The sequence below is a fragment of the Microbacterium candidum genome (genome assembly GCF_030315975.1).
Taxonomy (GTDB): domain Bacteria; phylum Actinomycetota; class Actinomycetes; order Actinomycetales; family Microbacteriaceae; genus Microbacterium; species Microbacterium candidum.
The window spans coordinates 231,200-245,122 of sequence record NZ_JASXSZ010000004.1; the positions used below are offsets into that span (position 1 = coordinate 231,200).

Sequence of the window (13,923 nt, forward strand, 5' to 3'; positions counted from 1 at the left end):
CTAGAAGGCGAAGATGTGCGCCAGCGTCGATTGTAACCCGGGACGTGTTCCGTGCCGGATGACGCCGGGGAGCTCCGCGAGCCCGTGGAGCCGTGACAACACGCGCAGTCGCGCAGTCGATGCCGTCCTCCGCCATCCCTTTGCGCGGGCGAGATCGCGGGCTTGCGCGTAGTAGGTCCGCTCGTCGCGGAACCGTCGTCCGTCGAGCAGGGTCTTCTGCGATGCGCTCGCACTGTGCCGTCGGTACGAGAAGGCGAGCGTCGGGTTGTAGGCGAGGCATCCACCCTCGAAGGCGATGTCCATCAGGAGCGCGAGGTCCTGGATGATCGGAAGGCCCTCGCGGAAGTCGATCCTCCGCAGGGTCTCCGTTCGGAACGTCAGTGATGGCCAGTACAGCCAATCGCCGCGGATGAGGCTGGTCGCCATCGTTTCGCCCTTGAGCACGGCGACACCAGTCCCCCCGCGGGGAGCGAGAAGCCCGGTCTTCACGCGGTCGACGAGCGGCCGGACGATCGTGCCGTGCTCGTCGATCACCTCGACGCCCGGCTGGACGACGTCGGCGTCCGGCACGGCGGCGATCGTGGCCAGTACAACGTCGAGATAGTTCGGATGCAGCAGGTCGTCGCATCCGAGGATCATGATGTGTTCCGTTGTCGCGCGCCTGATCGCCTCGCGATAATTCTCGGTGATGCCGAGGTTGACAACGTTGCGGACATAGACGATCCGCTCGTCGTCCAGCTGTGCGAACCAGGTCGCCACGCTCTCGTCGGGGTAGCAGTCATCGATGACGGTCAGGCGCCAGTCCGAATGGCGCTGCGCGCGGACCGATTCGATCGTCTGGAAGAGGAGCCCGGGGTCGCCCCAGAACGGCACGAAGATTTCAAAAGTCATGGCGCGTCGAGCCTACGAGATCAGCCTGAGAAGAACGCCGACGGCGGATGGCCGCGTGCCCCGTCAGTGGGGCCTCACGTAGACTTCGGCGGGGCGCCTGCCCGCCGCGCATCGCGCGAGCAGCTCGATCACGGAAGCGATGTCACATGGATCTCCTCATCGTCGGCTCCGGCTTCTTCGGTCTCACGATCGCTGAGCGGGCTGCCGCATCCGGCCGCAAGGTCACCGTCATCGATCGCCGTCCGCACATCGGCGGCAACGCCTACAGCGAGGACGAGCCCACGACCGGCATCGAGGTCCACAAGTACGGCGCACATCTGTTCCACACGTCCAACCCCGGGGTGTGGGAGTACGTCAACCGCTTCACGACGTTCACGAACTACGTGCACCGCGTGTACACGAACCACAAGGGCATCGTCTTCCCGCTGCCGATCAACCTCGGCACGATCAACCAGTTCTTCAACGCGGCATATACGCCGGCGGAGGCTCGCGCACTGGTGCATGAGCAGGCGGGGGAGTTCGACGCGAAGGATGCGGCGAACCTCGAGGAGCGCGGCATCGGTCTCATCGGGCGGCCGCTGTACGAGGCCTTCATCCGCGACTACACCGGCAAGCAGTGGCAGACCGACCCGAAGGAGCTGCCGGCCGAGATCATCAGCCGCTTGCCCGTCCGCTACACGTACGACAACCGCTACTTCAACGACACGTGGGAAGGCTTGCCGACCGACGGCTACACCGCCTGGATCGAGCGGATGGCCGATCACCCCAACATCGAGGTGAAGCTCGACACCGACTACTTCGACGAGTCGCAGCCGCTCAACAAGAAGGCCACCGTCGGACAGCTCCCGGTCGTCTACACCGGCCCGGTCGACCGCTACTTCGACTACGCCGAGGGTGCGCTGTCGTGGCGGACGATCGACCTCGAGCAGGAGGTGCTGGACGTCGGGGACTTCCAGGGCACGTCTGTGATGAACTATGCGGATGCAGGGGTGCCATACACCCGCATCCACGAATTCCGTCACTTCCACCCGGAGCGCGCCGACCGGTACCCGGCCGACAAGACTGTCATCATGCGTGAGTTCTCGCGCTTCGCAGGGCGCGAGGACGAGCCGTACTACCCCGTCAACACGCCGGAGGACCGCTCAGGACTCCTGGCTTACCGCGAGCTTGCGAAGGGCGAGCAGGACGTCTTCTTCGGCGGCCGGCTCGGCACGTATCAATACCTCGACATGCACATGGCGATCGGTTCGGCGCTGTCGATGTGGACCAACCAGCTCGCCCCGTCAGGCGCATCCTGACGCGCCGCATAGACTCGAACGCGTGACTTCAGCCACCACCGTCGGCGAGCCCGGCTCGCCCCGGCGATACGCCCACGCGCTGTGGCTGCTGTCTGCTCGCGACCTGAAGGTCCGGTACTCGACGAGCGCGCTCGGATACCTGTGGTCGATCCTCGACCCGCTCGTCATGAGCATCATCTACTGGTTCGTGTTCACCCAGGTGTTCCACCGCGGCGATATCGGCGAGCAGCCCTACATCGTGTTCCTGCTCACCGCGCTCCTGCCGTGGGTGTGGTTCAACGCGGCCGTGAGCGACTTCACGACGGCGTTCAACAAGGATGCGCGCCTCGTGCGTTCGACGGCGATCCCGCGGTCGATCTGGGTGAACCGGATCGTCCTCAGCAAGGGGATCGAATTCGTCTTCTCGATCCCGGTGCTGCTGATCTTCGCGATCTTCACCGGCGCTCACCTGACGTGGTTGGCCCTCTTGTTCCCCGTCGCCATCCTTCTGCAGACCGTTTTCCTCGTCGGCCTGGGGCTCCTCATCGCACCGCTGTGCGTCCTGTGGAAGGACCTCGAGCGCACAACGCGCCTGATCCTGCGCGCCCTGTTCTACGTCTCGCCGATCATCTACGGCATGTACAACCTGCCCGGCGCGTTCAAGACCATCGCCGCGTTCAATCCGCTCTCGGGCATCTTCACGCTCTACCGCGTCGCGTTCTTCCCGAAGCAGTGGGACACGACGGCGATCGTCGTGAGCGTGCTCATGTCCGTCGGATTCCTGGTCGCCGGCGTGCTCGTCTTCCGCAGCCTCGAGCGCCCGGTCCTGAAGGAGCTGTGATGGATCGCCCCGCGATCGAGGTCCGCGACCTCGGCATCCGATTCCGCCGCAACCGCCGCGGCCGCCGCAGCCTCAAAGACCTGTTCGGGGGAGCTGCGCGCCGCACAGCCCCTGACGAATTCTGGGCGCTGCGCAACGTCACGTTCGACGTTCAGTCGGGGGAGTCGATCGGCGTCGTCGGGCGCAACGGTCAGGGCAAGTCGACGCTGCTGAAGCTCGTCGCCGGTGTCCTCCTCTCCGACGAGGGTGCGGTCGGAGTCAACGGCGGAGTGGCGCCGCTCATCGAGATCACGGGGGGCTTCGTCGGCGACCTCACGGTGCGTGAGAACGTCCGGCTGACGGCAGGCCTGCACGGTATGGCGAAGGATGAGATCGCCCGCCGCTTCGACGACATCATCGGTTTCGCGGAACTCGGCGACTTCGTCGACACGCCCTACAAGCACCTCTCCAACGGCATGAAGGTGCGTCTGGCGTTCTCGGTCGTGTCGCAGCTGGAGGAGCCGATCCTCCTCGTCGACGAGGTCCTCGCCGTCGGCGACAAGGCGTTCCGCGACAAGTGCTATCGCCGCATCGACGAGCTCCTCGCCGAAGGGCGCACGCTGTTCTTCGTCAGCCACAACGAGGGCGACCTGCGCCGGTTCTGCACGCGCGGCCTCTACCTCGACAAAGGCCGGCTCGCGATGGACGCGCCGCTCCGGGACGTCCTCGAGAGATACAACGCCGACTACTCCGTGGGGTGACGGAGGTGCTTCGGGCATCCTAATCGCCAGGCATCGTGCGCGTCGATTGCTGACGTCGCCCGGGTATCACGCAGCTGCGTGCGCGTTCTCTCCTTACAGAGGATGTGCGATCGGGCTGACAGATGGACGTGATTCTCAGTATCCCAGTGCTCAACGGGCCGCTTCCGGTGGTGCTGTATACCGTTGCGCTGGCGTTCGCCGCCTACCTTCTGGTGCGCCGGCCGAGCCGAGGTCGGCTGGTGGCGTCGAGCGTCGGCATCCTCATCGGCGCGATTGCGGCGGTGGCGACCTTCGTCATCTCGAATGTCACCAGCGCGTTCGGTGAGCAGCTGGAGTTCGAGGTTCTCTGGTGGGCGACCGCCGGCTTCGCCGCCGCAGGGCTCGCGATGGCGAACCTGTGGCGCTCGCGTTGGTGGCGCAAGCTGCTCGCCGCCCTCGGCGGCGTCGTCTTCCTCGCTGCTTCGGCCGTAGGGATCAATGCTGTCTATGGGCTCGACCCCACCATTGGCGAGATGCTCGGAGTGTCGGCGCCCGGCACGCTGATCACGATCCCGATACCGAAGCCCGTCTCGACCACCGTGCCGGCCTGGGTACCGAGTGACGGGTCGCTGTACCTGGCGTGGCGAGCGCCGCGCAACATGCCCGTATTCGGCCGCCAGGGATATGTATCGATCCCGGCGGCAGAGTCCGGATTCTCAGCGCGGCCTGCGGGCCTGTATCTGCCGCCTGCGGCGCTGGTGCCGGATCCTCCTCCGCTTCCGCTGGTGATTCTCATGATGGGGTTTCCCGGCCAGCCGGGGCCGGAAGCGGTCGCGGCAGTTGTCGACCGCTACCAGCAGAAGCATCAGGGCCTCGGGCCGATCGTCCTCGTCGCAGATCAGATCGGCACGCAGGGCGACCCGATGTGCGCCGACTCGAAGCAGTATGGGAAGGCGCAGACATACATCACGAAGGACGTCATCAACTGGGCTCGCCAGAATCTGCATATCATCCAGGACCCCGACTACTGGGCACTCATGGGGTATTCGAACGGCGGGGGTTGCGCGATCAAGTACGGGGCGCTGATGCCTTCGACCTTCAGGAACATCGTCGACATCTCGGGGGAACCGTTCCCCGGATCCGAGGATTCGAAGGTCGCGCTTCAGCGCATCTTCCAGGGGAATAAGGCCGCGTTCGAGGCAGGCAAGCCGGTGAATATCATGCGGAACGCCAAAGTCGGCAGCTACGCGGGTGTGAACGCCGTGTTCACCTATGGCGCTGCCGACGGCGTCTACTCTGAAGATCAGAAGACGATGTCGGACGTGGCCCGGTCGGTGGGGATGAGCGTGACCCTCACGGAGATCGCTGGTGCCGCCCATAGCGGTCCGGCGTTCTCTGGGGGTGTCGCCGCGGGACTCCACGTCCTCTGCCCGCTGTGGGGACTTTCTGCCAGCAGCGCCCTGCAATGACGATGTTAGGCGGCGAGGGGCGGCATCGGCTGCCACGAGGCGTCGCGGGCGATCTTGCCGCCGTCGCGCAGCCCCCGCCACAGGTTCGAGGTGCCGCGGACCTTGCGCTCGACGGCGACGAGGCGGATGAGCTCTTTGCCGAACGTCAGGGTCGTGCCGAGCGCGAACGCGGCCGGGCGGTAGACGCCCGCGGCCTTGTAGTAGTTCTTGATGATCGCCCGGTTGCGCATGATGTAGTACCGGTACGCGTCGCTCGAGGCGTTGAGGTGCCGGATGCCCATGTCCCACTGGCGGATCTCGCGCGTGCGGCGCAGCACGAAGTCGTCCACGATCACCGAGGTGGTCAGACGCGACGCGAGCCAGCCGTACGTCTGGTCGTCCCAGTAGATGAAGAAGCGCGGGTCGGGGAGGCCGATCTGCCGCACGATGTCGCGGTGGATGAACATGCCCTCGAAGCATCCGCTGTTCATGACCTTGTAGCGCGACTCGTCGAAGCCCGCCGGCGCGTAAGGGATCGGGATGGCGAGGGGCTCCGCCACACGGTACTGCCAGTAGAACGGGCTGCCGTCGTAGTCGTAGCGGCGGCCTTGGATGCTCTTGAAGCGCGGCGCCCAGGAGCCCATCTTCTCGAGGCCGTCGGGGATGACCTCGACGTCGTCGTCCATCATCCAGATCCACGTGGATCCGAGCTCGTAGGCGACCCGCATCCCCTCGCTGAAGCCGCCCGATCCGCCCGTGTTCTCCTCGAGCCGGCGGTAGACGATCTCGGTGCCGATGCGCTCGCGGAACGACTCGACGACCTCGGTCGTGTCGTCGGCGGATGCGTTGTCGATGATCACGATGTGCCCGGGCTTCGGGTCCATGACCGTCATGCTCTCGAGCAGGCGCGTGAGCAGACCCGAGCGGTTGTAGGTCACGACGACGATAGTCGCGGATGCCGGGTCGAAAGAGAAGGAATCGGTCATGCGAGGAGTTTCGGAGGCAAGGGGCATGGCCTCCACATCCTAGCCTGCGGCGCTGAGCCGAACCTCCGCGTGAACCGCGCTATGCGGCGGGCAGATCCGCCCGCGGCTCAGCAGCCTCGATGCGGTCGCGCCACGAACGGGACTGCCCTGCGCGCGCGGCGCACAGCACGAGCAGGAGCCAGCCGGCGCTGAAGAGCGTGAAGCTCTCGAAGACCGAGTCGATGAGGAGGGTGACGAGGATCAAGGGAGTCCACGCGTAGACGACGGAACGGCGCTCGCTCGCCACGAGCCACGATCGCACGAGCGCGATGCCGGCGAGAGCCACGAACAGGACGAGCCCGACCCAGCCGAGCTGCAGGAGCACGTCGACGTACGCGTTGAGGGCAGACGTGTGGTGGTCGTTCATCAGGAGGTTGATGACGTTGAAGGGGAACTGCTCGGGATCCCACGGACCGAACCACCCCCACCCCTGCACGGGGTAGAAGTTCGGGCCGGTGTACGTGGCGATCGTGCGCCACAGGTCGACTCGGGTGGAGAAGTCGGTCCCGGCGCCCATGATCTGCACGATCGGGCGGCGCAGGAAGTACGCGGCGATGAGCCCGATCGCGACCACGGCCCCGATGCCCCACTGCAGCGGGGCGCGCGAGGCCGGGTGGGTGTGTCGCACCAGGACGAGGACGCCGGTGACGGCGGCCACCGACACGCCGAGGACGACGACGGTGGGGGAGTCGGACAGCACGGCGAGCACTCCGCCGAGGATGACCGAGAACGCCGACACCCCCGGGCGCACCGAGTTCGTGCGCCACTCGATGAGGAACGTGATGAGTGCGATGACGGCGTAGAAGCCGAGCAGGTTCCGCGTGCCGAAGATGCCCTGGACCGGCCCGAACGCCGCGATGTTCCCCTGGATCCCGAGGAACGTGATCGGGATGTCGAGGAGGATGCCGGACAGGATCTCCAGGGCCAGCGAGATCGACAGGAGGACGCGCATCACGTCGCCGAGCGCGCGCGCGGTCTGCAGCGTGTCGCGCACCTGGGCGATGACGATCGCGATCACGGCGAGCCCCGCGAGGGAGAACCAGCGGACCACGGTGGCCTCCGCATCCGAGCTCCAGAAGGCGCTGGCGAGCGCCCATACGAGGAAGGCGATGACCGACAGCGGGGCGATCCGGAAGAGGGAGAGCTCGTCGCGTCGGGCGACCAGCATCCCTCCGCCGATCAGGACGAGCCCCAGGATGATCGTGACGTACGTGACCGTGCTCGACATGTGCTCGATCGCGTATCCGCCGAACACGGCGGCGAGCGAGGCGAGCGTGTACGCGCGGGCGAAGTTCGCCGAGCGCAGCACCTCCGCCAGGTAGTGCACCGGCCGGTGGCCGTGGGCGGGGGTGCTCATGGGATGCTGACGGCGTCGCCGCGCTCGATGGCGGCGCCCACCTCCGCGGGTCCGACGCCGATGAGGGGGGCCTGCTTGAGCTTGAAGCTGAACATCGCGACGAACATCCAGCCCCACAGGATCAGCGGCCCGGACTCGGCGAGCCCCTGGACGAGCAGAACTGTCGCCACGAGGGTCGGCAGCAGCGTCAGCGGCGAATACGTACGGTCGGCCACGAGATCCCAGCGCGGACGGTCGACGGCGAAGAACCACGCGCGCCAGATGTAGGCGAGGTAGACGCCCGCCATGAGGACGATCCCGACGATGCCGAGCTGCAGGAACAGGTCGACCCACATGTTGTGCGCCTGCATGACGGTCTGGCCGTGGTCGATGATCCAGCGGTCGAAGTGCGGGTCGCCCGGGATCCACGGCGACGCGTATCCCCAACCTGCGAACGGCCGCTCCACCGCCCGCTTGAGGACCTTGGCCCAGATGGTCTCGCGGCCCGTGAGGTCGGAGTTGCGGCCGAGCAGGGTGAACAGCGGCTTCCGCAGGAACCACAGGGCGACGATGCCGCCGACGCCGACGATCGCGTAGATGACGTAGTAGCGCGTGCGCTCCGCCGGCTTCTTCGTCGTGCGCATGAGGAGGACCGCGGCGAGGACCACCACGACCGCCGCGAGCGAGAGGAACGTCGTGGCGGAACCGGCTCGGATGAGGAGGAATCCGGCGACCGCCATCCACACGATGAGCATCGTGCGACGGGGGGCGCGAGCGGCGAAGAGGATGCCGAAGACGATGAGCGCGAGCAGCGCCACGACGCCGAGGAGATTCGCGTTGCCCCAGATTCCCTGGAGGCGACCGGAGTTGAAGAGGTTGCCGCGCGACCAGTAGACGATCGGGTCGTAGTGGTGGGCAGGCCGCGCGAAGCCGGGCATGATCGGCCCCCGCACGACGGTCGCCACGCCGAGCTCGAACAGCAGCGAGAGTCCGATTGCCCACTTCAGGGCCGAGCTGATCGCCCGGATGATCTCGCGCCACGTGAGCACCGCTGCGACGAAGAAGCCCTGCAGCGTGGTGATGGCCAGCAGCAGCCAGGTCAGGGCCGAGGTGGAAGGCCACGCGGACCACGCGATCGACAGCGCGGCGTACGCGACGTAGGCGAGCGCGACCCAGGGGAGGCGCCGCCACTGGAAGGCCGGGCGCAGAACGGCCCAGAGGACGGCGGTGACGATGCCGCTGGCTATCGCGATCGCCCCGCCGGCGACGGCGCCGAACGCGAGGTTCCAGGACACGCCGGAGACCGCGAGGAAGAGCACCAGGATGCACCACGCGCGCAGCAGTAGGTGGCCGGTCGTCTCGCGGACCGGCGGTGCCGGCGGAGCCGACACGGGGTTCTTCGTGAAGACCGCCATCGTGATCTCAGATTAGCGCGCACTCATGTGCGCTTCCGGGGGCGGCGTATCGGAATCGTGACACGCCGTCGGCGCGTCATGAAGGTTCAACCCGGGGATGAGGCTTTACTATCTGCGACTTGACCTCTCCGAATCACAACGGTGTAATTATCCGTACCGGGGCACACAATCTCCGGAGAGCAGGGCAGAGGGGGGAAGCGAGATGGGGGTCTCACAATATCGGTCGGGAGTACCCGAGGACTGGTTCGTCGATCCAGTCGATCTCGGCGTCCCCGGGGTCCGGCGTCTGGAGGCGGTGCGCAAGCCGCACCTCGAAGACGACGATCCGCTCGCGTGGCAGACCGACGCATTGTGCGCTCAAACGGATCCGGAGGCGTTCTTCCCGGAGAAGGGTGGCTCGACGCGGGATGCGAAGCGCATCTGCACGTCGTGCGACGTGCGCACGGAATGCCTCGAGTACGCGCTCCGCAACGATGAGCGGTTCGGCATCTGGGGCGGCCTGAGCGAGCGCGAGCGGCGCAAGCTCAAGCGGCGCGCCTGACGACCGCGGCGACGCGCGACGGGTTCGGGCGGCGATTCGCCGTCATCGGCGCGTGCGCCCCGCCGGGCGGTGCCTGCGTGCATAGTCTGGCTGGGTCATGCCGGCCCGAGTCCACGCCCTCATCGTCGTGCGCCCCGATGGGCGCGCGCCCGCCGCGTTCCATCTTCGCCGGACGCTGCGGGCCGTCGATGCGCAGTCGCGGCGGCCGGATGCCGTCACCGTCGTGCTGTGCGGATCGGACGACACGCTGGCGAAGGCAGCCGCATCCGGTTCCGCCGCCGTCGTGACCGCGCCCGCGGGCACCGGCTACGCGGCAGCGCTCGAGATCGCGGGGAACCACGGCCCGGTCGAGGACGGGCCGGGGGATGCCGTGTGGCTCCTCGCGCAGGACACCGCACCGGAGCCCGAGGCGCTGGCTCGGCTGGCCGGAGAGCTCGAACTCGCGCCCTCCGTCGCGATCGCCGCCCCCAAGCTCGTCCGTTGGGACGACCGCACGGAGATCGCCTCGCTCGGCGTCACGATGACGCGCCTCGGGCGCAGCGTCGGCCTCGCTGACGGCGAGCTCGACCAGGGCCAGCGCGACCGCGACGAGGATGCGCTCGGCGCCGATGTCCGCGGGCTGCTGGTGCGCGCAGACGCGTGGCGGCAGCTGCGCGGACTCGATCGTGCGCTCGCCGGCGCCGACGAGGGTCTCGACCTCTCGGTGCGCGCGCGGCTCGGCGGGTCCCGCGTCAGCCTCGTGCCGGGGGCGCTCGTCGCCGTCGCCGGGGACGGCGCCGCGGGGCTGCCGCTCCCGGTCGACGCCGGGCGCCGACGGCGCATCGCGTACGCGACCAGACGGGCGCAGCTGCAGCGACGGCTCGCGTACGCGCCCGGCGTTGCCGTTCCGCTGCACTGGCTGTCCCTCCTGCCGCTCGCGCTGTGGCGCACGCTGCTCGCTCTCCTCGCCAAGACGCCCGGGGCCGTGCCGCCCGAATGGGGTGCTGCCGTCGTGGCTCTCGTCCGGGTGGACGAGGCCGCGCGAGCGCGGGCTCGGATCCGCCGCATCCGCGCCGTTCCGTGGCCGCAGCTCGCGCCGCTGCGGGTGAGCGCGGCGCAGCTTCGCCAGCGCTTCGGAGCCGAGGACGACGAGGCTGGGGGCGATCACGCGGTCGTCCGAGACGACCTGCGCTTCTTCACGGGCGGTGGCGCCTGGGTCGTGCTCGCTGCGCTCGTCGTCTCGATCGCGGCGTTCCCGGCGCTCCTCGCGTGGCCCGTGCTCGGCGGCGGAGCGCTGCAGCCGCTGCGCTCGACCGTCGCCCAGCTGTGGGCCGATGCGGCGTATGGGCTGCGCGGAACCGGCCTCGAGGGGGTCACGCCCGCCGACCCGTTCGCCGGAGTGGTGGCCGTCATCGGGTCGCTCGCACCGGCCGACCCTTCGCGGGCGCTCGTCGTGCTGTGGATCCTCGCGCTGCCTCTCGCCGTCCTCGGCGGCTGGTTCGCGGCGACCCGCGTGACCAGCCGACCGCTCCTGCGCATCGTCGTGGCCGTCGCGTGGGGGCTGGCTCCGACGTTCCTGGCCTCGCTCGTGGACGCGAGGCCGACCGGCGTCCTCGTCCACCTCCTCCTCCCGTGGGTCTTCTTCGCCGGATCGGTCGCGCATCGGTCGTGGTCCGCCGCGGGAGCGGCATCCATCGCCCTGGCCGGCGTCGTCGCGTGCGCGCCGTCGCTCGCACCTGCCGTCATCGTCATCTGGATCGGCATGATCGTGCTGACCATCGTGGTGCGGGGAGGCCGCGGCCTCGCGCGCGTCCTGTGGCTCGTGGTCCTGACGATCGCACTCGCGTTCCCGCTCGTGTGGCGGCAGCTGCGGGCGGGCAACCCGTGGGGGCTGCTCGCCGACCCCGGCGTCACGTGGGCGGGACCGCAGGTGGCGCCCACCGTCACCGGACGAGCGCTCCTGGCCGCGGGCTTCCCGACGACGGACCCTGGTGGATGGGGTCAGCTCCTGCACCAGTGGGGACTGACCGGCGCTGCCACGTGGTGGGTGCCGATCCTCGTGGCGCCCATCGCGGTCCTCGCTCTCCTCGCCCCGTTCACGCAGCGATGGGCGGCCGGCATCGTGCTGCTCGTAGTCGCCGCGCTCGGCACGGCGACGGCATTCGGCGCGGTGGCGATCTCGGTGGCATCCACCGCCGATACGACGACCGCGATCTGGCCGGGCGCCGGTCTCAGCCTCGCCTGGGCGGGCGCCGTCGGAGCAGCGGTCGTGTTCCTCGATGCCGGCCTCGCCGTGCGCGTGCGCCTCGTCCGCACCGTCGCAGCAGCCGTCGTCATGGCCGCCCTCGCGATCGTGGCGTTCCCGGCGCTCACCGCGGGAGCGCGCGGCGTGGACCTCCTCACGAACGGACCCGTCTCGACCCTCCCCGCCTACGTCGCAGCGGCGGGGCTCCAGAACCCCCACGTCGGCACCTTCACGATCACGGCGCTCGACTCGGGTGCCGCCGGATCCGATGTCGTGTGGGGGGAGAGCGAATCGCTCGGTGCGCATTCGACGGTGTTCTCGACGGCGCTCTCGGCGACCCCGGGCGACCGCGAAGTCGCCGCCCTCACCGCGGACCTCGTGACCAGCACCTCGCCGGATGCCGTCGCGCGGCTCGCCGCCCACGGCATCGGCTACGTCGTGCTGGGCCCAGACCGAGCCGACGAATCGGACCAGGCACGCGCCCTCCGCCTCGCCGCGGCGACGGCGCTCGACCAGCGCGACGGCCTCGAGCCCGTCGGTGCGACCGCCAAGGGCACACTCTGGAGAGTCGCGCAGAGCGTTCCCGGCCGCGCCGAGCCGGGCGAAGACGCGCACCGGCTGTCCGTCGCGATCGCGGTCGTCCAGCTCGCCGTCTTCCTCGTCGCCCTCCTTCTCGCGATCCCGACGCGGGCATCGCGGCGGGCCGCGCGGCGTGCGCCGCGCATCGTCGGCCCCTACTGGCAGGAGGGACGATGAGCGACCGCCGCATCCTCCGCATGGCGTCCACGGGCGCCCGCGTGCTCGCCGGCGCGCTCGTGTCGGCCGTCTTCGTGACGGCCGTCGTGACCGCCGTCGCCATCCCGTGGCCGACGCACACGCAAGCTCCCGTCCAGGTCACCGCCCAGCCGGCGCCCGCCTCGACCGTCGTCGTGTGCGGAGGCCCGCTTCTCGCCCTCGGACGCAATGCGTCGAATGCGGCGGCGCTGTCGGTCGCGGCGACGCAGAGCCTCGCGGTCGGCGTGCCCGACGGGGATCCCGCGCCGACGGAGTCGACGCTCGCGGTGCCTGACGCGCGAGGCGCGGGCCCGACGGTGCTCACCGCCGCCCCGCAGGACGGCGTGCGCTCGGAGGTCGCGGGTGCGGGCAGTGCGAGCGTGCAGGCCTCCGACCTCGCCGGCCTCGCGGCATCGTCTTGTCAGTCGCCGCGCATGGAGTCCTGGCTCGTCGGCGGAGCGACGACGACCGGTGCGTCCGACCTCGTGCTGCTCGCGAACCCCGGTGCAGTGGCCGCGACCGTCGATCTGACTGTGTACGGAGCGCTCGGGGCGCAGGTGCCTCCGGGAGGCAGAGGCGTCGTCATCCCGCCCGCCAGCGAGCGCGTCCTCCCGCTGGCGGGCCTCATCCTCGGAGAGCAGGCTCCCGTCGTGCACGTCGAGGCATCGGGTGCCCCGGTGCGTGCGGCGCTGCAGACGAGCCTCACCAGGACGCTGGTCCCCGGCGGCGTCGATCAGGTGAGCGCGGTGTCGTCGGCCGACAAGCTGCAGATCATCCCGGGCGTCGCCGTCATCGCACAGGCCGCGCAGACGAGCACGGACAACCCGACGACCGTGCTCCGCGTTCTCTCACCTCTTGCGGACGCGACCGCCACCGTCACGGTCGTGGGATCAACCGGCGCCACCGAGCTCACGCAGAAGATCCCGCTGAAGGCGGGGCTCCCCGCCGAGCTCGAGCTGGCGGGCCTTCCCGCCGGCGTTCACACCGTCCGCGTCGCCGCCGACCAGCGGATCGTCTCGGCGGTGTGGTCCACCACCGGCTTCGGGCAGGGCGCGGACTTCGCCTGGTACCCGGCTGCGCCGGAGATCGCGGCATCCACCCTCTTCGCCGTGCCCGCAGGCCCCTCGTCCGTGCTGTCGATCGCCAACCCCGGAACGGCACCCGTGGCCGTGAAACTGACGCCGGTCGGGGGAGCGGTCCGGTCGGTCACGATCCCGGCCGGACGCGCGGTCGACGTCCCCGTGTCCCCGCTTGCGACGTACACGCTCGATCCCCAGGGCGGGGCGAAGGTGCGCGCGACGATCTCCTACTCCCGTGTCGGGGGGAGCGGGACGACCGGCGACGCGCTCGCGGCGATTCCGGTGTGGCCGTCGGATGCGGCGGCCCACGGCATCGTGGTCTATCCCGGCTGACGCCTCGCTCTCGCGCGCGC

11 protein-coding genes are annotated in these 13,923 nt (G+C 69.2%); 7 read left to right on the top strand and 4 right to left on the bottom strand.

All coding sequences use genetic code 11. The annotated features are described in order from the left end of the window. On the bottom strand, positions 1-891 hold the full coding sequence (locus QSV35_RS13395; protein WP_286289284.1) for a glycosyltransferase: 891 nt from the start codon (positions 889-891) through the stop codon (positions 1-3). Positions 892-1,037: 146 nt separating this feature from the next. Here QSV35_RS13395 and glf point away from each other — a divergent pair, with 146 nt between their 5' ends. The 4 genes from glf to QSV35_RS13415 all read left to right on the top strand — a co-directional run bounded on the left by glf (position 1,038) and on the right by QSV35_RS13415 (position 5,197). Beyond that, positions 1,038-2,189, top strand: a complete 1,152-nt coding sequence (gene glf / locus QSV35_RS13400; RefSeq protein ID WP_286289286.1) for a UDP-galactopyranose mutase — start codon at positions 1,038-1,040, stop codon at positions 2,187-2,189. Positions 2,190-2,211: 22 nt separating this feature from the next. Then, the gene (locus tag QSV35_RS13405) at positions 2,212-3,009 is read left to right on the top strand and encodes an ABC transporter permease (protein ID WP_286289287.1); all 798 of its coding nucleotides are present in this window, start codon (positions 2,212-2,214) and stop codon (positions 3,007-3,009) included. Continuing rightward, positions 3,009-3,749, top strand: coding sequence for an ABC transporter ATP-binding protein (locus tag QSV35_RS13410; protein ID WP_286289288.1), 741 nt, complete (start codon positions 3,009-3,011; stop codon positions 3,747-3,749). Before QSV35_RS13405 ends, QSV35_RS13410 begins: the two co-directional genes overlap by 1 nt. Before the next feature lie 122 nt (positions 3,750-3,871). Further along, positions 3,872-5,197: an alpha/beta hydrolase gene (locus QSV35_RS13415; protein WP_286289289.1), complete on the top strand. Its 1,326-nt coding sequence runs from the start codon at positions 3,872-3,874 to the stop codon at positions 5,195-5,197. A 5-nt stretch (positions 5,198-5,202) separates the two neighbouring features. Here QSV35_RS13415 and QSV35_RS13420 read toward each other — a convergent pair whose 3' ends face one another. The 3 genes from QSV35_RS13420 to QSV35_RS13430 form a co-directional block, all read right to left on the bottom strand. Next, positions 5,203-6,162, bottom strand: coding sequence for a glycosyltransferase family 2 protein (locus QSV35_RS13420; RefSeq protein ID WP_286289290.1), 960 nt, complete (start codon positions 6,160-6,162; stop codon positions 5,203-5,205). Positions 6,163-6,241: 79 nt separating this feature from the next. Further along, a complete protein-coding gene (locus tag QSV35_RS13425; protein ID WP_286289291.1) occupies positions 6,242-7,558 on the bottom strand; it encodes an O-antigen ligase family protein in 1,317 nt (438 codons plus the stop codon). Then, the gene (locus tag QSV35_RS13430; RefSeq protein ID WP_286289292.1) at positions 7,555-8,952 is read right to left on the bottom strand and encodes an O-antigen ligase family protein; all 1,398 of its coding nucleotides are present in this window, start codon (positions 8,950-8,952) and stop codon (positions 7,555-7,557) included. Before QSV35_RS13430 ends, QSV35_RS13425 begins: the two co-directional genes overlap by 4 nt. 202 nt (positions 8,953-9,154) lie before the next feature. Here QSV35_RS13430 and QSV35_RS13435 point away from each other — a divergent pair, with 202 nt between their 5' ends. The 3 genes from QSV35_RS13435 (at position 9,155) to QSV35_RS13445 (ending at position 13,903) form a co-directional block, all read left to right on the top strand. Beyond that, positions 9,155-9,493 (top strand): WhiB family transcriptional regulator, encoded by a 339-nt coding sequence (locus tag QSV35_RS13435; protein WP_286289293.1) that lies wholly within the window; start codon positions 9,155-9,157, stop codon positions 9,491-9,493. A gap of 97 nt (positions 9,494-9,590) precedes the next feature. Continuing rightward, positions 9,591-12,473: a glycosyltransferase gene (locus QSV35_RS13440; protein WP_286289294.1), complete on the top strand. Its 2,883-nt coding sequence runs from the start codon at positions 9,591-9,593 to the stop codon at positions 12,471-12,473. Continuing rightward, positions 12,470-13,903 carry a DUF5719 family protein gene (locus QSV35_RS13445; RefSeq protein WP_286289296.1) on the top strand — a complete coding sequence of 478 codons (1,434 nt, stop codon included), beginning with the start codon at positions 12,470-12,472 and terminating at the stop codon, positions 13,901-13,903. Before QSV35_RS13440 ends, QSV35_RS13445 begins: the two co-directional genes overlap by 4 nt. Positions 13,904-13,923: the final 20 nt, after the last annotated feature.